Below are 24,142 nucleotides of genomic sequence, written 5' to 3' on the forward strand. Positions count from 1 at the left end.
GGGGAAAGACAATGTTCCGGGTGGACGTGTCGTATTTCAGGTCGTGTTCAGGCAACCTGTCTGGCTTGGCACTTTGCCGCGATGTTGCCCACTGTCACTGAGGACGCCTTTGATGAAATACGCCGTTGCCCTGTTGTTCAGCCTGTTGCCGTTGCTGGCCAATGCCCTGGAGCCGGGTGAAAAACTGGCCCCGTGGTCGCTGCTCGACCAGCACGACCAGGCCTACAGCCTGGATACCAGCACGCACATCTTGCTGGTAGCCCGCGACATGGACGGCGCCAAGCTGGTAAAGGCGGCCCTGGCCGAGCAGCCCAAGGGCTACCTGGAGGCGCGTGATGCAGTGTTTGTTGCCGACATCCAGGGGATGCCGGCGCTGATCAGCAAGCTGTTCGCGATTCCCGCCATGCGCGATTACAATTACAGAGTGCTGCTCGACCGTGACGGGCGCGTCGCCGGCCGTTATCCCGGACAGGATGGCCAGGTGCAGTGGTTGCAGGTGGAGCAGGGCGTGCTGGTGAGCCAGCGGGCGTTCGCCGATGCGGCGGCGTTGAAGGCGGCGCTGGGGAGCGCCCGGCAGCGTTGAGAGCCATGCAGTTGGCCAAATGAATCTGAACCCTCAGCGCTGGCAGTAACCCAACCCAATACATGCCAAATGGGAGAGCGCTCATGGAAATCGGAACGATCTGGATCATCATCGCGGCCTTGGTCATCCTGCTGGAAATCTGGGCCATCTGGCACATTATCGGCAGTGACCAGCGCGCCGAGCGCAAGATGCTGTGGGTCGTGTTCGTTGTCTACGCACCATTCCCCGGTTTGTTGTTCTGGGCCTGGCGCGGCCCGCGGGCAGTGAAGGGGCGGGCGGTATTGCAGGAGAAATAACCGCGCCAATGCCAGGCGCGGGGTGCACCTGCGCTTGACCTCGAGTTAGCTTCAGGTCTGATACTGCGCCACTCTTCCTACCGAGTGAGGGCTTGTCGTGACCCAATCAACCGCATTCCAGCTGACCAATCCTGAGGGGCTGTACGACCCCAGTGGCAATGCCTACTCCCATGTCGCCGAAGTGAGTGCCGACAGCCGTCTGCTGTTCATCGCCGGCCAAGGCGGGGAAGACAGTAACGGCCAGTTGTCGCCATTGTTCGCCGAACAGGCCCGCCAGGCGCTAGCCAACCTTGAGGTGGCGCTGGCGTCCAAAGGCGCCGGCCTGGCCCACGTTTTCAAGCTGACCTTGCTGATTGTCGAGCATTCCGAAACGCGCCTGCGTCAATGGGTGGCCGAAGCCGACCGGGCCTGGGGCCCGCACATGAAACCGACCTGTACGCTAATCCCGGTACCCCGCCTGGCGCTGGACGGCATGCTTGTGGAGATCGACGCGGTGGCAGCGCTTTAACGCTGGGTGATGCTGTGGTGGCGCTTTGGAAACACTTTGTTGTATATCGGTATACGCATGGCCGCTATAACAACAATATTCCCTCAGAGGTGACCACACCATGAGCACCGGCACCACCACGCTGACCGATCGCAGGGCCAGGGCCTGGATCTGGCCCGCACTCTTCAGCCTGATGGCCTTTGCCGCCAACTCGGTGTTCTGCCGGTTGGCGCTGAAGGACGGGGCCATCGACCCGGCTTTGTTCACCGTGGTACGCCTGGCCAGTGGTGCGTTGTTCCTGCTGCTGTTGATCCGCCTGCGCAAACCCGCGCTGGCCATGGGCGGCAGCTGGCGTGGCGGGCTGGCCCTGTTCCTCTACGCTTTCCTGTTCTCTACGGCTTACCTGCAACTGGGCGCCGGTGCGGGAGCATTGGTGCTGTTCGGTGCAGTGCAGATCACCATGTTTGGCTTTGCCTGGTACAAAGGCGAACGCATCAGCGCACGGATGCTGCTGGGCATGCTCATCGCCTTTTTCGGCCTGCTGGTGCTGTTGTTGCCCGGTGCAGCGGCGCCACCCTTGGCCAGTGCATTGCTGATGGCCCTGTCTGGCGTGGCCTGGGGCGTCTACACGTTGCTGGGCAGAGGCTCGCCCAGACCGCTTGCCGATACTGCCGGCAATTTTGCCCGCAGCCTGCCTTGCCTGGTGCTGCTGCTACCGATGTTATTGCTGGGCGCCGGTCCGCACCTCACACCGCTGGGCTTGCTGTATGCCTTGGGCTCCGGCGTGCTGGCCTCTGGCGCGGGCTACGCCGTGTGGTACGGCGTGGTCAGGCAGGTCAGTGCGCAGCAGGCAGCCACCATGCAGTTAAGTGTGCCGGTGATTGCCGCACTGGGTGGGGTTGTCCTGATTGGCGAGCCGTTGTCGTTGCGTTTGCTCATGGCGTGTGTGGTGGTGCTGGGTGGTATCGCGCTGGCGCTGGCGTCACGGCGCTAAAAGAAACTGCGCTGCGCCTTGAGCGTGACCACTCAGCCTTTGGTCGAACGGTCTGCGTCGGCGGCCTCGGTCACCACTGGCAGGTTGCCGGCACGCTGGATTACCCGCCGTTGCTGCTCGTAATCGTCCAGAGACAGGCCGCGGCGCTGCAACGCCTCCAGTTGCAGTTGGCGCGTTTCTTCAGCGCTGTACGCACGCAGTTCAGGGTGGTTCGCACAGCCGGCCAGCACAGCAATGCTGGTAGCGGCCAGGGCAATGAGAAAGAGGCGGGCCTTGGTGTTCATCGAGCAGCTCCGGAATGCAGGGGATTCGCCAGGTTCGAATCGATGGAGCTAGGTTATTAAGCCGGGACGATCAGTAGAAATTGCCATGTTCGATAGTCACTATTGACGCAAGCATCAGTGCGAAAAGTTTGCGCCCGCGGCTCTGGCCAAAAGCATCGCCATTGCTACCCTTAACCCACGCGATCTGACCTCCTGGGGATAAGCGATGCGCATGCCATTGTTTGCTTTGCTGTCAGCGCTGATGTGCCTGAACGCGGCGCCCGGTCTGGCGCGGGCACAGGACGCACCAGCCCCCGACCCAGTCCCGCAAACCGACACGGTCGCGGCCAAGACCCCGGTGTTCACTCAAGCGCAGCTGGACCAGATGCTGGCGCCGGTTGCGTTGTACCCGGATCCGCTGCTGGCTCAGGTACTGATGGCGGCCACTTACCCGGGGCAGGTGAGCGAGGCCGTGGCTTGGTCCAAGGCCAACCCCAAGGCATCTGGCGATGCGGCAGTCAAACAGGTAGCGAAGCAGCCGTGGGACCCGAGCGTGCAAGCACTGGTGGCTTTCCCGCAGTTGCTGGCGACTCTGGGCCAGGACCCGGTGTGGGTGCAGCGCCTGGGTGATGCCTTCCTGGCGCAGCCCGACGATGTCATGGGCGCGGTGCAGCGTTTGCGTCACCAGGCCCAGGCTGCCGGCAACCTGCAAAGCAACCAGTACCAGAACGTGACCGTGCAGGCCGCCCCGGTAGCACAACCTTCCAGTAGCCCTGCGTCCACCATCATCATCCAGCCGGCCGACCCGCAGGTGGTGTACGTGCCCAGCTACAACCCGACCACCATCTACGGTACCTGGGCCTACCCGGCCTCGCCGCCCGTTTACTATCCGCCGCCGCCGATGTACTCCGCAGGTTCCGCACTGGTGGCCGGCCTGGCCTTCGGTACTGGCGTGGCGGTCGTCGCCTCGTTGTGGGGCGACTGTGACTGGGGCCACAACGACATCGACATCGACGTCAACCGCTACAACAACATCAACGTCAACAACCGCATCACCAACAACCAGAACAAATGGCAGCACAATGCCGCGAACCGCGAAGGTGTGCCTTACCGCGATGCCCGTAGCCGCCAGCAGTATGGCCGCCAACTGGACGGCGCCACGCAGCGCAATGCCTTCCGGGGCGACGACGCCCAGCGGGCGCAGGCACGGGACAAGGCCCGGGCCTCGATGGACCGCGCCGGTATGGAACGGCCTGCCACCGACAACCGCCAGGCACGCCAGCAAATGCGCGAGGCGCAGGCGGGCAATTCGCTGGGCAACCGCATGCAACCCCGTGGCGACAATGCGGGCGCAACTGAGCGCCGCCAGGAAACACGTAATGCCCAAGCCCGGCAAGTGGCCCAGAACCGGCCCGCCAACAGCGCCGGCCGGGCGCGTAACAATGCCTTCGACGGCGTGGGTTCGCCGTCGCGCACCAGCCTGCAGGCCAACCGTGGTCGTACCAGCCAGGCGTTTGCCCAGCGGCCCAACGCGTCACGTGCCGCCGGGCACCAGATCTCCCGACCCAGTGCCCCAATGCGCCACGGTGGAGGAGGCCGCCGATGAAACGTCCAGTATTTGCAGCATCGCTGCTTGCCGCAGGCTTGGCATGGACTTGCCTGACAGCTGCCCAGGAAGCCTTCCCGACGCCAGATAAGGCCGTGGAGTCGTTCGTTGCGGCGCTGGGCACGGAGAAAGCTGATGAAGCCCGCCTGGCCCAGTTGCTGGGTGATGACTGGCGCACCTACATACCGCGTGGGGGTGTGCAACGCAGCGACGTGGACACCTTCCTGGCGCAGTACCGCGCGCAGCACAGTATCGACATGGCAGGCGAGGGCAAGGCCATCCTGGCGGTGGGCGGTGAACACTGGACCTTGCCCATACCGTTGACCAAAAGCAGCCACGGCTGGCGCTTCGACCTCAAGGCTGGCAGCGCCGAAATTCGCGCCCGGCGCATCGGCCGCGACGAACTGGCGGCCATGCAGGCATTGTTGGCCTACCACGACGCGCAGATGGACTATGCCTCCCAGGACCGAAACGGCAACGGTGCGCTGGAGTATGCGCAGAAGATTTTCAGCGAGCCGGGCAAGCATGACGGGTTGTATTGGGACGATGACGGCGACGGGCAAGTCAGCCCATTGGGGCCGTTGTTCGGTCAGGATGTGGTTGGCGATGACTGGTATGGCTACCACTTCCGTATCCTCGACGCACAAGGCCCTTCTGCCCCCGGCGGCGCCTACAGCTACCTGATCGGCAACCAGATGAGCCGGGGCTTCGCCATGGTCGCCTGGCCTGCCAGGTACGACGACACCGGGGTGATGAGCTTCATGATCAGCCATGACGGCCAGGTGTTCGAGAAAGACCTTGGGCCGCATGGGGAGCGGCTGGCCAAGGAGATCAAACGCTTTGATCCGGATGACAGCTGGAAGGTGGTGGATGTAGCGGCCGGGGATTGAGCCCGACAATAAATGCGATCGCGCCGCCCGGACGGTGGAATAGATCTATTGTCCCAGCATTTGCCGTACCAGCCACTGCCCCGCCGGCCCCAGCGCTCGCCGGCTCGACCAGACCACATCCATGTCCACCCGGCGTGGGTAACCTGCGATCTGCAGCTCCACCAGCTCGTTGCCAAAGCGTGTCACCAACGCCCTGGGCAGTTCGGCCCAGCCAAACCCGCGCACGGCAAATTCCAGCAGCGTGAGGTAGTCTGGTGCCGACCAGGCCTGGCCGCGGCCGTGGTGCAGGCTGGGCGCATAGGTCTTGATGTACAGCTGCCGTGCGTTCTCCAGGTGCTGTGCCTGCACCTGCGCCAAGCCTGCCAACGGATGGCCGCTGGCCACGTATACGCCAAATTCTGCCTGCTCCGGCAAGCGCGCCACAGCCACATCGGCGGGGTAGCCGGGTTGCGTGGCAAGAATGCCGATATGTGCCAGCCCTTGCTGGATCAACTCGATTACATCGGCATCTTCTGACGGGCCGCAGCGCAGTTCGGTATGCGGGTAGTGCTGGGCGAAGTTGGCCATTACCGCGCCTTGGAAGGTGACGCTGTAGCTGTCTGACATCACCACCGAGACCAGCGCCTCGATATTCTCTGCCAGCCTTACCGCCAGGGCGTCCAGCTGTGCGCTGGCATCGAGAATGGACTCGACATGGGTCAGCACCTGCCGGCCTGCCTCATTCAGCGTGGGGTGGCGGCCACCGCGATCGAACAGCGTGCAGCCGATATCAGCCTCGAAATTGGCAATGGCGATGCTGACGGTGGACTGGCTTTTGCGCAATTTGCGCGCCGCAGCAGAGAACGAACCCAGCGATGCAGCTTCGACAAAGGCGACCAAAGCTTCGGGTGAGTAGCGCATGGCATTGATAAAACCGATGGTAGCTATGTCGCGAGTATCAGTTCTATCAAAGAAAATAGGAAGCACGACTCACGCAATGGATGGACTTTGCAATGAAAAACGTGTCTTTCACCGAACGCCTGGTACACGCCGTGGGCTACGAAGTATTCGCTGTGCTGCTGTGCGCACCGCTGTTGTCCTGGGTGATGGGCAAATCGCTGGCGACGGCGGGTGCCTTGGCGGTAACCCTGTCGGTGATCGCCATGCTGTGGAACATGGTCTACAACGCGCTGGTTGATCGCTGGGTGCAGACTGAACGCATCCACTGGAAGGCCAGTGCGCGTTTTGTCCACGGCCTGGGCTTTGAGGCCGGGCTGGTCGTGTGGTGCCTGCCGGTGGCGGCGTGGATGCTGGATATTTCGCTGCTGCAGGCGTTCATGGTCGAACTGGGCTTTTTCGTGATCATCTTGCCCTACACCGTGCTGTACAACTGGGCGTTCGACAAAGCCCGGCACCTGATGATGCAGCGCCGCCTGGCATAATTTGTTGCTCGCAAATCCGAACGCTCACGCGATCCTTGTGGGAGCGGGCGCGCCCGCGAAGCAGGCGACGCGGTGGATGGCACCGGCTGCGCCGGTGTTCGCGGGCACGCCCGCTCCCACAGGGGCTTCAACCCCTTCAACAAAAACGGGGCATGCCATCGCTGGCATGCCCCGTTTTCAAATCGCTAAACCGCCTCAGGCGACTTTGACGATCCAGCCAGCCGGTGCTTCAACATCACCGCTCTGGATGCCGGTCAGCTCGTTGTAGAGCTTCTGGGTAACCGGGCCGACCTTTTCCAGGTCGTGGAACACGTGCAGTTTGCCGTTGTACTCGATACCGCCGATCGGGGTGATCACCGCAGCGGTACCGCAGGCGCCAGCTTCGATGAAACGGCCCAGATTGTCGATCTCGACATCGCCTTCGATCACGGTCAGGCCCAGGCGCGATTGCGCCAGTTCCATCAGCGACAGGCGGGTGATGCCTGGCAGCACCGAGGCCGATTTCGGGGTCACGAACTCGTTGTTGCCGGTAATGCCGAAGAAGTTGGCCGAGCCGACCTCTTCGATTTTGGTGTGGGTCAGCGGATCGAGGTAGATGGCGTCGGCAAAGTTGGCCTTCTTGGCCTCAGCGCCCGGCTGCAGGCTGGCAGCGTAGTTGCCACCGACCTTGGCTGCACCGGTGCCTTGTGGGGCGGCGCGGTCGAAGCTGGAGATCTGGAAGTTGTGCGGCTTCATGCCGCCCTTGAAGTACGAGCCAACCGGAATGGCGAATACCGAGAAGATGAACTCGGGGGCGGTGCGCACGCCGATGTTGTCACCGGTACCGATCACGAACGGGCGCAGGTACAGGGCGCCTTTGCCGTGCGGTGGCACGAACTTTTCGTTGGCCTTGACCACTTGCTTGCACGCCTCGATGAATACATCGGTCGGCACGTGCGGCATCAGCAGGCGGGCGCAGCTGCGCTGCATGCGGGCGGCGTTCTGGTCCGGGCGGAACAGGTTGATCGAGCCGTCCTTGCAACGGTAGGCCTTGAGGCCTTCGAAGCACTGTTGGCCGTAGTGCAGGGCCGTGGAGCCTTCACTGATGTGCAGGACGTTGTCGTCGGTCAGGGTGCCCTTGTCCCACTCGCCATTGCGCCATACGGACAGGTAGCGTTTGTCGGTTTTGATGTAGTCGAAACCCAGCTTGTCCCAGTTAATGCTTTCGTTGCTCATGACACCCTCATTGTCTTGCAAGTGCCCGATCGCTCGGGCTGCTGTTATATGCGCACCACGTCACCATAATACATCCGTCGCGGATCGGGAACGGCCAGTCACGAATTGATAGCCTGCGATGCTTTTTTTTCGGTTTCTACAACTGCAGGTACTCATCCAGTGCCAGGTTTTCCAGCAAAACTGCATCATGGGACGCCACTATCAGCGCCCCGCGAAACTGCCCGAGCATGCGCTCCAGGGCTGCCAGTGAGGGCAGGTCCAGGTGGTTGCCCGGCTCGTCCAGCAGCAACAGGTCGAGTGGCCGCTCGCGGTACAGCACGGCGGCCAGTGCCGCCTTCATCCGCTCGCCGCCGCTGAGCAGGCTGCTGGGCAGTTCAATACGGGGCGCATCCAGGCCCAGTTGCGCCAGGCGGCTGCGCAACTCGCCCTGGGCAAGCACGGGGTTGGCCTGGCGCAGGTGCTCAAGCACGCTGCTGTGGCCCGGCAGTGCGCTGCAGTGCTGGTCGAGCAGGGCGGTGTCGCCACTGAGGCGCACATGGTCGGGCGATGCCGGTATTTCCCCGTGCAGCAGCCGAAGCAGGGTGGACTTGCCACTGCCATTGGCGCCGGTCAGGCCCATCCGCTGGCCCAGGCACAAGCGCAGGTCAAGCGGTTTGCTGGTGCCGTGGGGCAGGCGAAGTGCGTGCAGGGCCAGCACTTCGCGGCCTGCATGGCGCTGTGGGGTGGGCGCATGCAAAGTAATGGCGTTGTCTTGCTCGACCTCGCGGGCGGCGGCACGCACTTTGCCCAGCAGTGCTTGCTGGGCATCGCGATGGTCGCGGCGCTGCTTGCCCGCAGTGGCCTGGCTGCGCTCATGCTGGCGGTCGACCAGAATTTTGGCCTGGTTGGCGTGCCTGGCTTGGTGCCCGGCCCGGGCTTGATGCCGTTCCAGGTCTTCGCGCTGGCGCTGCAGCTCACAGGCCTGGCGTTGTTGCTGCTGTTTAAGCCGGGCAAGTTGTTGCTGGGCCTGCACCGTCTGGCTGGCTTTTTGTGCTGTATAGAAGCTGTAGTTGCCGCCATAGGCCTGCAACCCCAGGCTGGAGAGTTCGACAATGCGCACCATGTGCGCCAGCAGGCTGCGGTCGTGGCTGATGACCAGCATGCCACGGTCCCAGGCTTCGATCATGCTCAGCAGCTGGGCACGGGCGCCGCTGTCCAGGTGATTACTCGGTTCGTCGAGTATCAGGTAGTCGGCATCGCTGAGCCATGCGCCAATCAGCGCCACGCGCATGGCTTGGCCACCGCTCAGGCTTCGTGCGGGCTGACGCCAGTCGAGTTGGCCCAGGCCGTGGCGCTGCAGATGCGCCTGCAATTGCTCACGGATGTCCCAGCGCTCGCCAACCGTGTCGAAATCTCGGGTTTCGACACTGCCTTGCTCGATGCGCTCCAGCGCCGCAACCACCGGCCCTACCTGTGCCAGGTCGGCAAGTGTCGCGCTGCGCTCGATTACCTGCTGGTTCAGTAAATGGACAGCCCCCAGGCGTCGGCAATGGCCGCTGCTCGGTGCACGCTGGCCGGCAAGCACCTGCCCGAGCAGGCTCTTGCCCACACCATTGCGCCCGACCAGGCCGGTAGGGCGTTGGTCGAAGGTTTCGTTGAGGTCGGTGAACAGTGGCCGGCCATCAGGCAAGACCAGGGAGACGCTATCCAGCGTCAGGATCGACGTGTTCGTCATGTACAACTCCACAAATGCCGCGACATCTCCGGAGCGAACCGGAGGCTGAAGACTGGCCGTCGAAGGGACGGCGGCATTAATGGCGCATTGGACGAACACCTCGTAGTTGGGGAATGCGTAGCCTAACGGACCGAGGGGGGCGGGTAAAGCACCGCCCGCGAGCTGGCCTCAGCGCTGCTTCTGCAGACGTTTGGCCCAGTCGCCACCGTGGCCGTTTGTGCAGGCCTCCTCACTGTCGAAGCGCACATGCCAGGCAGGGTGATCCAGTTGTATGCCGGCCTGGTCCAGCGCCTGACGGGTCAGCGCCAACATGCGCGTCTTCGCTTCGCCCGCCACGGCAGCGGCTTTTTCGGCCTCATGCTCGAAAACCCAGGTAATCCGCAGGCTGGTAGGGAAATCATCGGGATCAAGCCGGTGGGTGAGCCAGGTGAACCCGATGATTTGCGCCTTGGCGGTTTCGCAGGCTTCGGTCAGGCATGCCACCAGCTCTCGCTCCAGGCGGGCCATTTCGCGTTTGCCGAGGGCCTTCACAGGTAGGCCTCGTTATCGATTAGTTGGCAAAAGCGCAGGCGCTGTACCGGTATGGCGGGGGCGAGGGGCATGGGGCGTCGTGGGCAGTGGGCAAAGGTGCCACTGTAGCGCAGTTGCATCCCTTGTGGTCGGCCAGCCCGCAGCAATGGTTGACCACCCGCCAGCCACTGCGTAGCCTTGCCACTTCGAGGTTCTTCGGCCAGGCCGAAGCTAAGACGGGAACGCGGTACAAGCCGCGGCTGCCCCCGCAACTGTAAGCACCGACAACGGATCGACACAGCCACTGCGCCAACGCGCGGGAAGGCGTCATCCCGCCACCGCCTGCTGTTTGTCAGGCCAATGGAACGGTGCAAGCCAGGAGACCTGCCTCGTCACGTTTTCGACTTTCAACCGGGCGGGGTGATCCGGTGGCGAACAAGCCCGGCCGGCCTGGCCCGCGGCTGTCGTCCTGCATGCCCGCGCCATACTGCCAAGGGCAATGCGACATGAAAACACTGGCCAAGCTCCCCGTTACCATCGTCACCGGCTTCCTCGGCTCGGGCAAGACCACCTTGTTGCGGCACATGCTCGACAACGCCCAGGGCCGCCGCATCGCGGTCATCGTCAACGAATTCGGCGAACTGGGCATCGACGGCGAGATCCTCAAGCAATGCAGCATCGGTTGCACTGAAGAAGAAGCCAGCGGTCGTGTATACGAACTGGCCAACGGCTGCCTGTGCTGCACCGTGCAGGAAGAGTTCTTCCCGGTCATGCGCGAGCTGGTGGCACGCCGTGGCGACCTGGACCACATCCTGATCGAAACCAGCGGCCTGGCCTTGCCGAAACCGCTGGTGCAAGCCTTCCAGTGGCCAGAAATCCGTAACGCGTGCACCGTCGACGCGGTCATTACCGTGGTCGACAGCCCGGCCGTGGCTGCCGGCACCTTCGCCGCCTACCCGGACCAGGTCGATGCCCAGCGCAAGCTCGACCCGAACCTGGACCACGAATCGCCGCTGCACGAGCTGTTCGCCGATCAGTTGGCCAGCGCCGACCTGGTGGTACTGAACAAGGCCGACCTGATCGACGCCGAAGGCCTGGCAAAGGTGCGTGCCGAAGTGTCTGAAGAGCTGCCCCCGGCGGTAAAAGTGATCGAGGCCAGCAGCGGCAAGCTGCCGCTGGAGGTGCTGCTGGGCGTGGGCGCAGAGTCCGAGGCGCACATCGATGGCCGTCGTACCCACCACGATTCGCACCACGACGGCGATGATCATGACGACCATGACCACGACGCCTTCGATTCCATCTCGATTGACCTGCCGGAGGCTGACGAAAGCCTGTTGCTCGACGCCCTGACCCAGCTGGTGGTGGAGTTCGGCATTCTGCGCGCCAAAGGCTTCGCGGCCATCCCGGGCAAGCCGATGCGCCTGCTGATACAAGGCGTGGGTACCCGTTTCGACAAGCACTTCGACCGCGCCTGGCGTGCCGACGAGCCGCGCATCACCCGCCTGGTGCTGATCGGCCAGGAACTCGACGCCGTACAGCTGGAAGCGCGCCTGCGCCAGGCCTTGGGCGCCTGACCCATGCACCTGCTGCGGACCCAGCCCGGCGGCTTCGTGCCGGATGACAGCATTGCCGATCTCGGCCAGACACCCGCCGAACTGGTGATTCTCTGCAGCGGCGACTCGCACCTGGCATTGCTCGCCGATACCGCCGAGCAATTGCCCGAAGGCTTCCCCAGCCTGCGCCTGGCAAACCCGATGCAGGTGCAGAACCACGCGTCGGTCGACCTGTATGTCGACCAGGTGCTGCGCCACGCCAAGGTCATCCTGGTGTCGCTGCACGGCGGCGTGGGTTACTGGCGCTATGGCGTCGAGCAACTGGTCGAGCTGGCCGCCCGGGGCGTAAAGCTGATTCTGGTGCCGGGCGATGACCGCCCGGACCCGGAGCTGACCCGCCTGGGCAACGTCAGTGGCGAGCAGGCCGAGCGCCTTTGGCACTACCTGCGCCAGGGCGGCAAGGCCAATGCAATCAACCTGTACAACTGCCTGGCCAGCCAGTGGCTGGGCCGCGATTATGCCTGGGACGAGCCGCAACCCTTGCCGCGCACCGCCGTGTATCACCCGACCAAGGGCAGCGTGGCGCTGGAAGTCTGGTACCCGCACTGGCACCCGGATTACCCGGTGGCGCCGCTGCTGTTCTACCGCTCGCACTTGCAGGCTGCCAATACGGCGTTCATCGATGTGTTCTGCCAGCGGCTGCAGGCGGCAGGCCTGAACCCGTTGCCGATCGCCGTGGCCAGCCTCAAAGAAAGCGCCTGCCTGGAGCAGGTCGAAGCCTGGCTGGACGAGGTCGGTGCCGAAGTGCTGGTCAATACCACCGGTTTTGCCCTGTCCAGCCCCGAACGGCCCAACTTGCGCCCGTTCCGCCGCGACGTTCCGGTGCTGCAGGCCATTTGCGCGCAAGACAACCAGCTCGGCTGGGAAGCCAGCGAACAGGGGCTGGGCGCGCGCGACCTGGCCATGCACATTGCCTTGCCCGAACTGGACGGGCGCATCATCACCCGGCCGGTCAGTTTCAAGGACATGGCCTGGCGCAGCGAGCGCAGCCAGTCCGATGTGGTGTGCTACCGCGCCCACCCCGAGCGCATGGACTTTGTCGCCGAGCTGGCCCGTCGCTGGGTCGAGCTGGCGCGGCTGCCCAACGCCCAGAAACGCGTAGCCTTGGTCATGGCCAACTACCCGACACGCGATGGCCGCATTGGCAATGGCGTCGGCCTGGATACGCCGGCTGCTGCCCTGAACATCCTCAAGGCGCTGCAGGCCGAAGGCTATCCGCTGGCCGATTTGCCGGGCAGCGGCACGCAACTGATCCACCAGCTGCTCGGCGGCGTGACCAACGACCTCGACCACCTGGACCAACGCCCCTGCGCCCAGAGCCTGAGCCTGGCCGACTACCAGACGGCCTTCGAGCGCCTGCCCGAGGCCAACCGCCAGGCCGTGCTGGAGCGCTGGGGGCCGCCCGAGCAAGACCCGATGTACCGCAGCGGCCGGCTGATGGTGGCCGGCTTGCGCTTTGGCCTGACGTTTGTCGGTATCCAGCCAGCCCGGGGCTACCAGGTAGACCCCAGCGCGGTGTATCACGACCCCGACCTGGTGCCGCCACACGGCTACCTGGCGTTTCACTTCTGGCTACGCCACGCATTTGCCGCCGACGCGGTGATCCATGTCGGCAAACACGGCAACCTCGAATGGCTGCCCGGCAAGGGCGTCGGCCTGTCGGCACAGTGCTGGCCAGATGCGCTGCTTGGCCCGCTGCCGAACATCTACCCGTTTATTGTCAACGACCCGGGCGAGGGTGCCCAGGCCAAGCGCCGTACTCAAGCGGTCATCATTGACCATCTGATGCCGCCGCTGACCCGTGCCGAAACCTACGGGCCGCTGCGTCACCTGGAACAACTGGCCGACGAGTTCTACGAAGCGCAACTGCTCGACCCGCGGCGTGCCCGCGAGTTGCAGCGCGACATCCTCGAACTGGTCAAGGTCAACCACATCGACCGTGAGCTGCAGCTGGAAGGGCAGCTTGACGATGCCGCCGTATGGCTACCGCGCCTGGACACCTACCTGTGCGACTTGAAGGAGTCGCAGATCCGCGATGGCCTGCATGTGTTTGGCCAGTCGCCAGAAGGGCGCTTGCGCCTGGATACGCTGCTGGCACTGTTGCGGGTTGAGCGTGGCGACGGTCGCGGCGGCAACGCCAGCCTGCTGCGGGCCTTGGCCAGGGCACTGGTCCCAGGTTTTGACCCGCTCGATTGTGAGCTTGGGCTGCCCTGGCAGGGCGCACGCCCTGAGCAACTGCTGGCCATGAGCATTGACCCCTGGCGCACCTGTGGCGATACCCGCGAGCGCCTGGAACTGTTGGCGCAGCAGCTGATCGAGCAGGCGCTGGGCGGGACCCTACAGTTGCCCGACATGAGCGAATGGCAGCCGGTGTGCGAGGTATTGCAGGCCTTGCGCGAAGCGGTGGCGCCCAGCCTGGATGCCTGCGGCGCTGCTGAAATGAATGGCCTGCTGGCGGCACTGGCCGGGCGATTCGTGCCTGCCGGGCCAAGCGGTGCGCCCAGCCGTGGGCGCCTCGATGTGCTGCCCACGGGCCGCAACTTCTACACCGTGGACGTGCGCAACCTGCCCACCACCACGGCCTGGCGGCTGGGCTTCGCTTCGGCCAGCCTGATCCTTGAACGCCACCTGCAGGACCACGGCGATCACCTGCGCCAGCTTGGCCTGTCGGTGTGGGGCACGGCGACCATGCGCACCGGCGGCGACGACATCGCCCAGGCCATGGCGCTGATGGGCGTGCGGCCAGTGTGGGCCACCGGCAGCCAGCGCGTTGACGATTTTGAAATACTCCCGCTGAGCCTGCTCGACCGCCCGCGGGTGGATGTGACGTTGCGCGTTTCGGGCTTTTTCCGCGATGCCTTCGGCAACCTTATCCGGCTGTTCGACGCCGCCGTGCAGGCGGTGGCCGCGCTGGACGAACCCGACGACCTCAACCCCTTGGCCGCCCGCGTACGTAGCGAGCGCGCCACCCTGCAAGCGCAGGGAGTGGATGCCGAGCAGGCCGCCCGGCAGGCAGGCTGGCGGGTGTTCGGCGCCAAACCCGGTGCCTACGGTGCCGGGGTGCAGAACGCCATCGACGGGCGCTTGTGGCACAGCCGCGACGACCTGGCCGAGGTCTACCTCAACCACGGCGGCTACGCCTATGGCGGCAGCGATGACGGCACCCCGGCCCGCGCCCAGTTCGCCCAGCGCCTGGCCAAAGTGCAGGCGGTGCTGCAAAACCAGGACAACCACGAGCACGACTTGCTCGACTCGAACGACTACTACCAGTTCCAGGGCGGCATGCTGGCCGCGTCGGAAACCTTGTCCGGGGCGCCTGTGGCCAGCTACCACGGCGACCACAGCCAGGTAGACCGGCCACGCATCCGCACCCTCAAGGAAGAGCTGAACCGGGTGATCCGCGCCCGCGCGCTCAACCCCAAGTGGATCGACGGGGTCAAGCGCCACGGTTACAAGGGCGCCTTCGAGATGGCAGCGACGGTCGACAACCTGTTCGCCTTCGATGCCACCACGCACCTGATCGACGATCATCACTACCAGGGGCTGGCCGATGCCTACGTGCTCGACCCGGCCACCCGCGATTTCATGCGCGAGCACAACCCCGAGGCCCTGCGCGACCTCACCGAGCGCCTGCTGGAGGCTCAGCAGCGCGGGCTTTGGCAGGCGCCGGGCGACTACCGCGAAGCCCTTGAGGAGCAACTGCTCGACGGCGAGGAACAGGCTTGAAATGAGTGAACCCGTACAATTTCCGCTGGCCGCCGTGGTCGGTGCCGACGACCTCAAGCTGGCGCTGTGCCTGACCGCCATCGACCCGAAAATCGGCGGTGTGCTGATCGAAGGGCCGCGTGGCATGGCCAAGAGCACCCTGGCCCGTGGCTTGGCTGACCTGCTGGGTGAGGGCCCGTTCGTCACCCTGCCACTGGGTGCCAGCGAAGAACGGCTGGTCGGTACCCTCGACCTGGATGCCGCGCTGGGGCAGGGTAAGGCGCAGTTTTCCCCGGGCGTACTGGCTCAGGCCGACGGTGGCGTGCTGTATGTCGATGAGGTCAACCTGCTGCCCGACACGCTGGTCGACCTGTTGCTCGACGTGGCTGCCAGTGGCACCAACCGCATTGAGCGCGACGGCATCTCGCACCGGCACAGCGCCCGCTTCGTGCTGATCGGCACCATGAACCCGGAAGAAGGCGAGCTGCGCCCGCAGTTGCTCGACCGTTTCGGCCTGAATGTGGCCCTGGAGGGCCAGCCTGAGCCTGGGGCGCGCCAGCAGATCATCCGCCGGCGCCTGGCCTTTGACAGTGACCCGCAGGCTTTCTGCACGCAATGGGCTGCTGCCCAGGCGCAACTGCGCGAGCGCTGCCAGGCGGCGCGCCATGCCCTGGCTGCCATTGCTCTGGACGACCAGGCATTGGCCTGGATCACCGAGCGTTGCTACGCCGCGGGTGTCGACGGCATGCGCGCCGATCTGGTGTGGTTACGTGCTGCGCGCGCCCATTGCGCCTGGCGCGGTGGTGCGGTCATCGAAGAAGTGGATGTCGAAGCGGTCGCCGAGTTCGCCTTGCGCCATCGCCGCCGCGTGGCGCCGCAGGGCAATCCGCCTTCGGCGCCGCAGCCGCCGGACCAGCAGCCCGGCCAGCAGAGCGCCAGCAACCCGGGCGAACAGGGCGGGCAGGGCGACTGGGGGGCGTTGCCGGCGCAGCCGGTGGCTAGCGGCGCACGCCGCGAGGTACCGAACTGGGCAAAAAAGCCCTGAGCATCCCCCAGTCACCTGCAAAAGGGGCGGATGCCAAAGCGGGCGCAGGCAAGCAGAGCGGTGCCAGCCGTGGCCGCGCACGCAGTGCGGCAAGCGGCCGGGTGGCCTGGCTGCCGACCTTGCTCAAAGGGCGGCCACGGCTGCGCCAGGACCTGTGCTGGCAACAGCGTCAGGCCAAACCGGCAGAATTGTGGCTGGTGATCGTCGATGCCTCGGCCTCGACCCGCCGTCACCAGGCGCTGGCGCAGACCAAAGGGCTGCTGGCGGCACTGTTCGACCAGGCCTACCGGCAGCGTGCCCGCTTGGCCTTGCTGACTGCCAGCGGGCGCACACCGCAGTGGCAGCGCCACGGCCTGAAGGCCTCGGCGGCCTTGCAGCCATGGCTGCAGGCCTTGGGCGCCGGTGGCGGTACACCGTTGATCGCTGCACTGGAGCAGGCCCGGCATTGGCTACAGGTGCGTCAGCGTGCCCACCCGGATGAAACGGTACGCTGCCTGGTGTTTACCGATGGTCGCCTTCAGCACTGGAACGCCGTACAACCCATGCCCTGCTCAACCTGGGTGGTGGACATGGAGTTGGCGCCGGTACGTGTTGGGCGTGCGCGACGTCTGGCCGAACAACTGCACGCCGATTACCAGCACTTGCAACAGTTCAACGTCGCGGACTGAACAGCAGGGGTGCGACACTGTGTCGCAATAGTGAAAGTTGCCAGAACAGCAACTTGGTATTTGAAAAAGTGCGTGGCGTTGCACGCACTTTTTTACCCGGCAATGTTACTTTGGCATCGACCACGGTTGCAGGTCGTAACCTTTTTCACACAATTCGGCGCGTACTTCTTCGATCAGGCTGGCCCACTGGGCAGGGTCGGAGTAGATACGCGAAGACACTTGCTTGCTGCCGATGCGGGTGCTGGTCCGGTCGATCACTGCCAGGCTCAGCTCACCAGTACCATTGGGTGCATCCCAGGCTACGCACTGGAAAGGTTCGAAGGCGTGGTCGGCAATCAGCAGTGCTTCGTTGACACGGAGCGGGGCATTCATGGTTCGGTCTCTCTATGGTCCCAAACATCGAAGTGATTCCGCGTTGCTTTAAAGTCGCCTCAAGAGTCGCGAAGTGCAGCGCGGGGTTATGTGTACTGATGCTCGTTGTCCGGGGGCAAGTCACACAATAGGTGTAAAATATTTTGTCAGGCCTGTATCCGTTGTTTGCTGCGCCGCCATGTGATGTCGACAGAGTGCGAAAATTCCCGTGGCACTTTGTAAAAAAATGCGTCAGCAGACAGACGGTAGTGGGCACCGTCAACTTCGTTGCTACTGTTAAACGGGCGCCACAACTTACTGTTTTACTTAATAAAACCAAAAACTGGCGCCAAGGATCGGTCATGCAGCAGCTTGCCGCTCAACGTCGTTTGCTCATCGTCGACCCCTGCGACGACTGCCACCAATTGTTACCTGGCCTGAGTAGCGCAGGCTGGGATGTGGACAGTTGCATGCTCGGTGCCGCGCTGGATCATCCTTGTGATGTGGGGGTGTTGCGCTTGCAGGCTTCGCACCTCAGGCACCCGGACGCGGTCAAGGACATGATTAAGCGCAGTAACACAGAATGGATCGCGGTGCTCAGCGCCGAGCAGTTGCGCATGCCGGCTGTCGGCGATTTTGTCTGCGAGTGGTTCTTCGACTTCCACACCCTGCCTTTCGATGTCTCCCGCGTGCAGGTCACCCTTGGCCGGGCGTTCGGCATGGCGCGGTTGCGCGGCAAAGGGGCCGTCAAGGTGGACGAGGCGACCCACGAACTGCTCGGCGAAAGCCGGCCGATCCGCGAGCTGCGCAAGCTGCTGGGCAAGTTGGCGCCCACCGAATCGCCTGTGCTGATCCGTGGTGAAAGCGGTACAGGCAAGGAACTGGTGGCCCGTACCCTGCATCGGCAGTCACAACGCAGCGAGCAGCCGTTCATCGCCATCAACTGCGGGGCAATCCCCGAGCACCTGATCCAGTCCGAACTGTTCGGCCATGAGAAGGGCGCTTTCACCGGTGCCCATCAGCGCAAGACCGGGCGCATTGAAGCCGCCCATGGCGGCACACTGTTCCTTGACGAAATCGGTGACCTGCCGCTGGAGCTACAGGCCAATCTGCTGCGTTTTTTGCAAGAAAAGCACATTGAGCGGGTGGGCGGCAGCCAGCCGATACCCGTGGACGCGCGGGTATTGGCCGCCACCCACGTTGACCTGGAAAGGGCCATCGAGCAGGGTCGTTTTCGCGAAGACCTGTATTACCGCCTGAACGTGTTGCAGGTGGTGACCGCGCCACTGCGCGACCGGCATGGTGACTTGTCGATGCTGGCCAGCCATTTTGCCCATTTCTACAGCCTGGAAACCGGACGCCGGCCGCGCTCGTTCAGCGACCATGCCCTGGCGGCCATGGGCCGGCACGACTGGCCGGGCAATGTACGCGAGCTGGCCAACCGGGTGCGTCGCGGCCTGGTGCTGGCTGAGGGCCGGCAGATCGAGGCGCAGGACCTGGGGCTGCAGACATTGGAACAGGGGCAGCAGCCGCTGGGCACGCTGGATGAATACAAGCAGCGGGCCGAGCGCCAGGCACTGTGCGATGTGCTTAACCGGCATAGCGATAACATGAGCCTGGCGGCGAAAGTGCTGGGGATTTCGCGGCCGACCTTTTACCGCTTGCTGCATAAGCATCAGATACGCTGATCAATGCCCTACAAGTTCCCCCAACAAGCGCTGCTTGTACCCCTGCAACAGCTGGCTGTCCCGCTGGCGCGGATGCGGCAGGTCAATGCGCAGGTCCTCACGAATCCGCCCTGGGTGCGCATCCATCACGATCACCCGATCGCCCAGGTACAGCGCTTCCTCGATGTCATGGGTCACCATGATCACCGTGCAGCGCTCCTGCACCCAGATACGCTGCAGCTCCTGTTGCAGGCGCACCCGGGTCAGGGCATCCAGCGCCCCCAGCGGCTCGTCCAGCAACAGGACCTTGGGCTTGTTCACCAGCGCCCGGGCAATTGCCGCGCGCTGGGCCATGCCGCCAGACAGCTGGTGCGGATAGGCCTGCTCGTAGCCGCTCAGGCCGACCAGTTCGATGTGCTCGGCCACCAACCGGTGCTTCTCGGCTGCGGGTAGCACGTGGTTTTTCAAGGCCAGGGCAATGTTTTGCTGCAGGGTCATCCACGGGAACAGGCGATGGTCCTGGAACACGATACCGCGCTCCAGGCCCGGCCCGCTTACGGGTTGCTGGTCCAGCAGTATCTGCCCCTGGTAGTCCTGGTCGAGGCCGACAATCAGCCGCAGCAGGGTGGATTTGCCACAGCCGCTGGCGCCGACAATGCTGATGAATTCGCCAGGGCGGATGTCCAGGTTGATGCCTTCGAGCACTGGCACAGGCTTGCCCTTGAGCGGGTAGGCTTTGCTCAGGCTGCGTATGGTCAGCGCGCCAGTGCTGGCGGTGGTGGGTAGAGCGTGGGCGATGGCGTTCATGGTGGGGCCTTTCAAGAGTGGGTGCGCCAGCGCAGCAGGCGGCGGGTGAGCAGGGTGCACAGCCAGGACATCAGGTAGCCACTCAGGCCGATGCACAGCACGCAGACCACGATGATTTCCATGCGCGCGGCGGCTTCGGCATTCATCATCAGGCTGCCCAGGCCCGCCCCGGCAGACAGGAACAACTCACTGCCCACTGAGGTCACCCAGGCGAAGGCCATGGCTTGCAGCACGCCGGCGGCAATGCCTGGCAGTGCGGCGGGTAACAGAATGAGCCAAAGCTGCTGCCAGCGGCTCAGCATCAGTACCCGCGCCGCTTCGCGGTGCTGGCCTGCGACCTGGCGCAGGCTCTCGAAGGTGTTGAGCACCATCGGGTACAACGCCGCCAAACTGACGATCAGCAACTTGGCGCCTTCGCCGTTACCCAGCCACAAGGCGATCAGCGGGATCCAGCCCAGCATTGGCACCTGGCGCAAAGCGTGGAACAGCGGCGCGATCAGGCGGTTGGCGGGTGTGCACATGGCCATCAATGCACCCAGGCCGATACCGCCGGCAATGCCGATGGCCAGACCGCTGCAGGTGCGCATCAGGCTGGCCCACAGGTTGACCAGTAATTCACCGCTGCCCAGCAGTTCGGCCAGTGCTGTGCCCACCTGCGCCAGTGGCACGAAGGCATAGGCCCCGGCTGCACCCTGGCGCGAGGCGTACTCCCAGGCCCCGAGCAGCAAAAGTGGCAGTACCAGGCCACGCAAATCAGGTCGTTTCATCACAGCCTCCTCAACGGCTTTGCCAGGCGGACAAGTGCCGTTCCAAGCGTCGCAGGGTGAAATCCAGGGTGAAGCCGATCAGCCCGGTCAGCACCACGCCGACCATCACCACATCAATGCGCAGCATCTGCCGGCCCATCTCGATCATCTGCCCCAGGCCGCTGTCGGCCGCCAGCAGTTCGCATGCCACCAGCACTACCCAGGCCCGGGTCAGGGCCACGCGTATGCCGGTGACGATAGCTGGCACTGCAGCGGGCAGGGCAATCCGGCCTACCAGCGTGGGCCAGCGCAATCGGTACACCGCGGCCACTTCGAAGTGGCTGCGCGGGATGGCGCGGATACCTTCGCAGGTGGCCAGCGCCACCGGGAAGAATGCGGTCTTGGCAACGATCACCACCTTGAAGGTTTCGTCCACGCCGAACAGCAGCACGAACATCGGGATCAGGGCGATGCTGGGCACCTGGCGCAGGGTGTGGAACAGCGGTGCGCAATAAGCCTCCACGGTTTTTGACAAGGCCAGCGCCGCGCCAAAACCAAGGCCGGCCAGCGTGCCGCCTGTGAAACCCAGGGCCAGTCGCGACAGGCTGCCGGCCAGGTGCTCTTGTAGCTCGCCGGTTGCGAGCAGATCGTTCAGGCTATGCCAAACCTCCAGAGGCGGGATCAGCAGGTTGGCGGGAAACAGCCCGGCATTGGCCACTGCGGCCCAGAGGGTGAGCAGGGCCAGGGGGGAGATGAACCAGGAAAGACGGGAGAGCACGTGCATGGCCGGCCTTGGGAAAGCAGAGGGTAAAGGGGTATCGCAAGAGCTGTGCCAGGCGGTGCAGAGCCGGGATTACGGGGCCTGAGAGGGAGGGTGGTGCTGGGGCAGCAGTGGGGTGCTGCTACAGCAGCAGTCTGTCAGCAGCATCAGTGTTGGCTTCTTCGCGGGCTCGCCCGCTCCCACAGGTACTACGCAGGTTTGCAGGTCGGTGCCCTCCTGTGGGAGCGGGCAAGCCCGCGAAGAAGCCAGCGCGGTTTCAGATCATCAGATCAGAAGTCGTAATTCACACTGGTGTAGTAGAACGCCCCTTGCGCACCCTCCGGGCTGGTAATGGAGTACTTCGGCACGCCATACAACTGCGCGCCCTCGAGCTTGTCCGGGTGGCTGTCGAACAGGTTGATCGCGCCCGCCGACAAGGTCAGGCCCAGGTCAAAGCGATAAGACACGTCCAGGTCGGTTACCCACTGCGGGCTGAAGGTCTGGTCCAGCGTCGGGTTGGCGGCGTTGCGGTTTTTCCATTCGCCATAACGGCGCTGGGCAACGGTGACACTCCAGCCTTCATACAGCCAGTTGGCGCTGAGGGTCAGCTTGTCCTCGGGTGTGCCGTCTTCGATCAGCCCCTGGGTGTTGCGCCCGATGATCTGGTTGCCGGGGATACTGCCAACATCGTCCAGCCCGGTGATGCGGGTGTTGTTGCGCGCGTAACCGCCGTTGAAGTCCACACGGCCCCATCGGCCCACGTCCAGCTGGTAATGGCCGGCCAGTTCGAAGCCGTCGGTGCGGGTGTCGGCAATGTTGGTGTAGAAGGCCGCGCTCTGGATGTTGGCGTAGGGCGTGCCAGCGAAGATCGGGCCGACCACCGCGGCCGGAAGTTGGTCGGACAGGGTAATGCGGTTGTCGATGTCGATGCGGTAGGCATCAAGGGTGACCGAGGCGTTGGGCAGTGGCCGCCAGACCAGGCCGACGGAGAAGTTGGTCGACTCCTCAGGCTTCAGTGCCTTGCCGCCCACCAGGGCTGCCTCCGGGCTGTCGGCACGCAGGGTGCGCTGCTGCACCTCGACCCAGTTGCCACTGCCTGGCGGCTGCTCCACCACCTGCACGCTGAACGACGACAGACCGCTCTGCACCAGCGAAGGCGCGCGATAACCGGTGCTGGCGCTGGCCCTGGCAGCAATCTGGGGGGTGAAATCATAGCGCAACGACAGCTTGCCGTTGGTGGTGTCGCCAAAGTCCGAGTAATGCTCGCTGCGCACGGCAACCCCAGCCTGGAATTTCTCGGTGAGCTGGGCTTCGACATCGAAGTAGGCGCCTATTACGCGGCGGTCGAGTGACACGGCATCGACTTGGGTGATGCCCGAGTAGTAACCCGGAATCCGTCGGCCGGTGATGGGATCGTTGGTGTTGAACAGGGGGCCGTTGGACCACCCTGCGGCGTCGCCTTCGCTGAGGTCGTAGTTTTCCTGGCGCCAGGCCAGCCCGGCGGACACGGTCAACGGCTTGAACAGCCAGTCGTTGGCAAAGTCGCGGGTCCAGTCCAGGGTCAGGTTGGTCTGATCGGCCTCGCGGCGGCCGGTGTAGATGGTCGACGGGCTGGCGCTGCCCCAACTGGGGTTGATGGCGTCGCGGTCGGTGGAGTCGACCCGGTTGTCACCGTAATTGAGCGCCAGGTCGAATTTGCCCAGGGCCTGGTCTTCGAAGCGCAGGCCACCGGTGACGGCAAAGTCTTCCAGGCCGTAGCGGGTGACCGGCAGGCGGCCGTCCGGGTAGCGCGCCAAGGCTACGCTGCCATAGTTGTTGCGCAGGGTGGTGGGTGGGTCGAAGAAGTTTTCGGCGTCGGTATTCTTGTGCGCATAGGTGGCGAAGCCGTAGGCGCTCAAGCCCTCGGTCAGGCCCATTTCGGCGTTGGCGGTAAAGTTGTACTGGTCTGAGACATTGCCTGAGCCCCAGCGCCAGTTGCGGTAGCGGTTGTTCTGCTCGCGCGCGGTGTCGATGCTGGTGGAGCCGGGGTAGAAAATGCGGTTGTCGTCGCGGGTGTCGCTGGCCGGGTCCTGGCTGCCGGCGTCGAAAGCCAGGGTCAGGAAGCCGTCGTTGGGCAGGGCAAAGCCCTTCCAGCCGCTGAGTTTGCGTTGCAGGCCGTCGCCTTTCTTGTAACCGCCGAAACGGTAGCCGGCGTTACCGCCGTCGTCACGCTCCTTGAGCACGATGTTGATCACCCCGGCGATGGCGTCCGAACCGTACTGGGCGGCGGCGCCGTCGCGCAGGATTTCCACGCGTTCGATGGCCGACAGCGGGATCAGGCTGAGGTCCACCGCTGCCGCGCCACGGGCGTTGACCAGGCCCTGGCGGGTGACGTTGGCGCTGGTGTGGCGGCGCTTGCCGTTGACCAGCACCAGCACCTGGTCGGATGCCAGGCCGCGCAGCGAGGCGCCTTGGGCAATGGAGCCGGCGAAGGCGCCTTGCGGCGATTGCGGGAAGCTGAACGACGGTGACAGCGCCGTGAGCGCGGCGGACAGGTCGGCGGCGCCGGTTTCCTGCAGTTTTTCGCCGCTTAGTACATCGACCGGGGCGGCGCTTTGCAGGGCGGTGACGTCGCTGCGGTGGGTGCCGACTACGACCACCGTGTCCAGGCGGTCGTTGGATTCGGCGGCGAAGGCGGGCACGGCGAGGCCGGCGATGGCCAGGGCGATGGCGCTGGCCAAGGGGGAGTGGTGGGGCATGGGATTTTCCTGCTGAATGATGTATTGGCAGTGCAGGCCTCATCGCCGGCAAGCCAGCTCCCA

General features: G+C 64.4%; 22 protein-coding genes and 1 riboswitch. Of the genes, 12 read left to right on the forward strand and 10 right to left on the reverse strand.

From position 1 onward, the window contains the following. Window positions 1-112 precede the first annotated feature (112 nt). From P0Y58_14985 to P0Y58_15000, 4 genes are all read left to right on the forward strand, one after another. Complete coding sequence (locus tag P0Y58_14985) at window positions 113-583, forward strand: FAD/FMN-containing dehydrogenase (GenBank protein WEK28215.1); 471 nt, start codon at window positions 113-115, stop codon at window positions 581-583. An 83-nt stretch (window positions 584-666) separates the two neighbouring features. After that, window positions 667-879 (forward strand): PLDc N-terminal domain-containing protein, encoded by a 213-nt coding sequence (locus tag P0Y58_14990; protein ID WEK28216.1) that lies wholly within the window; start codon window positions 667-669, stop codon window positions 877-879. 97 nt (window positions 880-976) lie between these two features. After that, window positions 977-1,387 carry a RidA family protein gene (locus tag P0Y58_14995; GenBank protein WEK28217.1) on the forward strand — a complete coding sequence of 137 codons (411 nt, stop codon included), beginning with the start codon at window positions 977-979 and terminating at the stop codon, window positions 1,385-1,387. Window positions 1,388-1,487: 100 nt separating this feature from the next. After that, entirely contained in the window at window positions 1,488-2,360 is an 873-nt protein-coding gene (locus tag P0Y58_15000) for a DMT family transporter (protein WEK28218.1), read from the forward strand. A gap of 32 nt (window positions 2,361-2,392) precedes the next feature. On the opposite strand, the gene P0Y58_15005 is transcribed toward P0Y58_15000, so the two are convergent. After that, window positions 2,393-2,644, reverse strand: coding sequence for a hypothetical protein (locus P0Y58_15005; protein WEK28219.1), 252 nt, complete (start codon window positions 2,642-2,644; stop codon window positions 2,393-2,395). Window positions 2,645-2,849: 205 nt separating this feature from the next. Here P0Y58_15005 and P0Y58_15010 point away from each other — a divergent pair, with 205 nt between their 5' ends. Further along, window positions 2,850-4,229, forward strand: coding sequence for a DUF3300 domain-containing protein (locus P0Y58_15010; GenBank protein ID WEK28220.1), 1,380 nt, complete (start codon window positions 2,850-2,852; stop codon window positions 4,227-4,229). Further along, a complete protein-coding gene (locus P0Y58_15015) occupies window positions 4,226-5,119 on the forward strand; it encodes a DUF2950 domain-containing protein (GenBank protein ID WEK28221.1) in 894 nt (297 codons plus the stop codon). The genes P0Y58_15010 and P0Y58_15015 overlap by 4 nt, the downstream gene beginning before the upstream one ends. A gap of 45 nt (window positions 5,120-5,164) precedes the next feature. Here P0Y58_15015 and P0Y58_15020 read toward each other — a convergent pair whose 3' ends face one another. Next, complete coding sequence (locus P0Y58_15020; GenBank protein ID WEK28222.1) at window positions 5,165-6,019, reverse strand: LysR family transcriptional regulator; 855 nt, start codon at window positions 6,017-6,019, stop codon at window positions 5,165-5,167. Window positions 6,020-6,111: 92 nt separating this feature from the next. Here P0Y58_15020 and P0Y58_15025 point away from each other — a divergent pair, with 92 nt between their 5' ends. Beyond that, entirely contained in the window at window positions 6,112-6,540 is a 429-nt protein-coding gene (locus P0Y58_15025; protein WEK28223.1) for a multidrug/biocide efflux PACE transporter, read from the forward strand. 195 nt (window positions 6,541-6,735) lie between these two features. Here the strand turns inward: P0Y58_15025 and P0Y58_15030 are convergent, their stop codons facing one another. The 3 genes from P0Y58_15030 to P0Y58_15040 form a co-directional block, all read right to left on the reverse strand. Next, entirely contained in the window at window positions 6,736-7,755 is a 1,020-nt protein-coding gene (locus tag P0Y58_15030) for a branched-chain amino acid aminotransferase (protein ID WEK28224.1), read from the reverse strand. 136 nt (window positions 7,756-7,891) lie between these two features. After that, complete coding sequence (locus P0Y58_15035) at window positions 7,892-9,469, reverse strand: ATP-binding cassette domain-containing protein (protein WEK28225.1); 1,578 nt, start codon at window positions 9,467-9,469, stop codon at window positions 7,892-7,894. Window positions 9,470-9,637: 168 nt separating this feature from the next. Beyond that, window positions 9,638-10,000: a hypothetical protein gene (locus P0Y58_15040; protein ID WEK28226.1), complete on the reverse strand. Its 363-nt coding sequence runs from the start codon at window positions 9,998-10,000 to the stop codon at window positions 9,638-9,640. Window positions 10,001-10,171: 171 nt separating this feature from the next. Then, window positions 10,172-10,386, forward strand: a riboswitch (cobalamin riboswitch). Between the two features lie 99 nt (window positions 10,387-10,485). Here P0Y58_15040 and cobW point away from each other — a divergent pair. The 4 genes from cobW (at window position 10,486) to P0Y58_15060 (ending at window position 17,010) form a co-directional block, all read left to right on the forward strand. Beyond that, a complete protein-coding gene (cobW, locus tag P0Y58_15045; protein WEK28227.1) occupies window positions 10,486-11,553 on the forward strand; it encodes a cobalamin biosynthesis protein CobW in 1,068 nt (355 codons plus the stop codon). A gap of 3 nt (window positions 11,554-11,556) precedes the next feature. Further along, a complete protein-coding gene (gene cobN, locus P0Y58_15050) occupies window positions 11,557-15,318 on the forward strand; it encodes a cobaltochelatase subunit CobN (GenBank protein WEK28228.1) in 3,762 nt (1,253 codons plus the stop codon). 1 nt (window position 15,319) lies between these two features. Further along, on the forward strand, window positions 15,320-16,342 hold the full coding sequence (locus P0Y58_15055) for an AAA family ATPase (protein ID WEK28229.1): 1,023 nt from the start codon (window positions 15,320-15,322) through the stop codon (window positions 16,340-16,342). Window positions 16,343-16,443: 101 nt separating this feature from the next. After that, the gene (locus P0Y58_15060) at window positions 16,444-17,010 is read left to right on the forward strand and encodes a VWA domain-containing protein (GenBank protein WEK28230.1); all 567 of its coding nucleotides are present in this window, start codon (window positions 16,444-16,446) and stop codon (window positions 17,008-17,010) included. A gap of 105 nt (window positions 17,011-17,115) precedes the next feature. Here P0Y58_15060 and P0Y58_15065 read toward each other — a convergent pair whose 3' ends face one another. Then, window positions 17,116-17,382 (reverse strand): hypothetical protein, encoded by a 267-nt coding sequence (locus tag P0Y58_15065; protein ID WEK28231.1) that lies wholly within the window; start codon window positions 17,380-17,382, stop codon window positions 17,116-17,118. Between the two features lie 341 nt (window positions 17,383-17,723). Here P0Y58_15065 and P0Y58_15070 point away from each other — a divergent pair, with 341 nt between their 5' ends. After that, the gene (locus P0Y58_15070; protein ID WEK28232.1) at window positions 17,724-19,049 is read left to right on the forward strand and encodes a sigma-54 dependent transcriptional regulator; all 1,326 of its coding nucleotides are present in this window, start codon (window positions 17,724-17,726) and stop codon (window positions 19,047-19,049) included. Here the strand turns inward: P0Y58_15070 and P0Y58_15075 are convergent, their stop codons facing one another. The 4 genes from P0Y58_15075 to P0Y58_15090 form a co-directional block, all read right to left on the reverse strand. Further along, window positions 19,050-19,835, reverse strand: a complete 786-nt coding sequence (locus tag P0Y58_15075; GenBank protein WEK28233.1) for an ABC transporter ATP-binding protein — start codon at window positions 19,833-19,835, stop codon at window positions 19,050-19,052. An 11-nt stretch (window positions 19,836-19,846) separates the two neighbouring features. Continuing rightward, on the reverse strand, window positions 19,847-20,602 hold the full coding sequence (locus tag P0Y58_15080; protein ID WEK28234.1) for an ABC transporter permease subunit: 756 nt from the start codon (window positions 20,600-20,602) through the stop codon (window positions 19,847-19,849). Between the two features lie 10 nt (window positions 20,603-20,612). Continuing rightward, entirely contained in the window at window positions 20,613-21,365 is a 753-nt protein-coding gene (locus P0Y58_15085; GenBank protein ID WEK28235.1) for an ABC transporter permease, read from the reverse strand. A gap of 266 nt (window positions 21,366-21,631) precedes the next feature. Beyond that, window positions 21,632-24,079: a TonB-dependent receptor gene (locus P0Y58_15090; protein WEK28236.1), complete on the reverse strand. Its 2,448-nt coding sequence runs from the start codon at window positions 24,077-24,079 to the stop codon at window positions 21,632-21,634. Window positions 24,080-24,142 lie beyond the last annotated feature (63 nt).

This window comes from Candidatus Pseudomonas phytovorans (assembly GCA_029202525.1).
Taxonomy (GTDB): domain Bacteria; phylum Pseudomonadota; class Gammaproteobacteria; order Pseudomonadales; family Pseudomonadaceae; genus Aquipseudomonas; species Aquipseudomonas phytovorans.

Excerpts from the sequence above, each read along its gene's own strand:
- P0Y58_14985 (WEK28215.1), top strand. The coding sequence starts at position 113 with ATGAAATACGCCGTTGCCCTGTTGTTCAGCCTGTTGCCGTTGCTGGCC.
- P0Y58_14990 (WEK28216.1), top strand. The coding sequence starts at position 667 with ATGGAAATCGGAACGATCTGGATCATCATCGCGGCCTTGGTCATCCTG.
- P0Y58_15000 (WEK28218.1), top strand. The coding sequence starts at position 1,488 with ATGAGCACCGGCACCACCACGCTGACCGATCGCAGGGCCAGGGCCTGG.
- P0Y58_15005 (WEK28219.1), bottom strand. The coding sequence starts at position 2,644 with ATGAACACCAAGGCCCGCCTCTTTCTCATTGCCCTGGCCGCTACCAGC.
- P0Y58_15010 (WEK28220.1), top strand. The coding sequence starts at position 2,850 with ATGCGCATGCCATTGTTTGCTTTGCTGTCAGCGCTGATGTGCCTGAAC.
- P0Y58_15015 (WEK28221.1), top strand. The coding sequence starts at position 4,226 with ATGAAACGTCCAGTATTTGCAGCATCGCTGCTTGCCGCAGGCTTGGCA.
- P0Y58_15020 (WEK28222.1), bottom strand. The coding sequence starts at position 6,019 with ATGCGCTACTCACCCGAAGCTTTGGTCGCCTTTGTCGAAGCTGCATCG.
- P0Y58_15025 (WEK28223.1), top strand. The coding sequence starts at position 6,112 with ATGAAAAACGTGTCTTTCACCGAACGCCTGGTACACGCCGTGGGCTAC.
- P0Y58_15030 (WEK28224.1), bottom strand. The coding sequence starts at position 7,755 with ATGAGCAACGAAAGCATTAACTGGGACAAGCTGGGTTTCGACTACATC.
- P0Y58_15035 (WEK28225.1), bottom strand. The coding sequence starts at position 9,469 with ATGACGAACACGTCGATCCTGACGCTGGATAGCGTCTCCCTGGTCTTG.
- cobW (WEK28227.1), top strand. The coding sequence starts at position 10,486 with ATGAAAACACTGGCCAAGCTCCCCGTTACCATCGTCACCGGCTTCCTC.
- cobN (WEK28228.1), top strand. The coding sequence starts at position 11,557 with ATGCACCTGCTGCGGACCCAGCCCGGCGGCTTCGTGCCGGATGACAGC.
- P0Y58_15055 (WEK28229.1), top strand. The coding sequence starts at position 15,320 with ATGAGTGAACCCGTACAATTTCCGCTGGCCGCCGTGGTCGGTGCCGAC.
- P0Y58_15065 (WEK28231.1), bottom strand. The coding sequence starts at position 17,382 with ATGAATGCCCCGCTCCGTGTCAACGAAGCACTGCTGATTGCCGACCAC.
- P0Y58_15070 (WEK28232.1), top strand. The coding sequence starts at position 17,724 with ATGCAGCAGCTTGCCGCTCAACGTCGTTTGCTCATCGTCGACCCCTGC.
- P0Y58_15075 (WEK28233.1), bottom strand. The coding sequence starts at position 19,835 with ATGAACGCCATCGCCCACGCTCTACCCACCACCGCCAGCACTGGCGCG.
- P0Y58_15080 (WEK28234.1), bottom strand. The coding sequence starts at position 20,602 with ATGAAACGACCTGATTTGCGTGGCCTGGTACTGCCACTTTTGCTGCTC.
- P0Y58_15085 (WEK28235.1), bottom strand. The coding sequence starts at position 21,365 with ATGCACGTGCTCTCCCGTCTTTCCTGGTTCATCTCCCCCCTGGCCCTG.
- P0Y58_15090 (WEK28236.1), bottom strand. The coding sequence starts at position 24,079 with ATGCCCCACCACTCCCCCTTGGCCAGCGCCATCGCCCTGGCCATCGCC.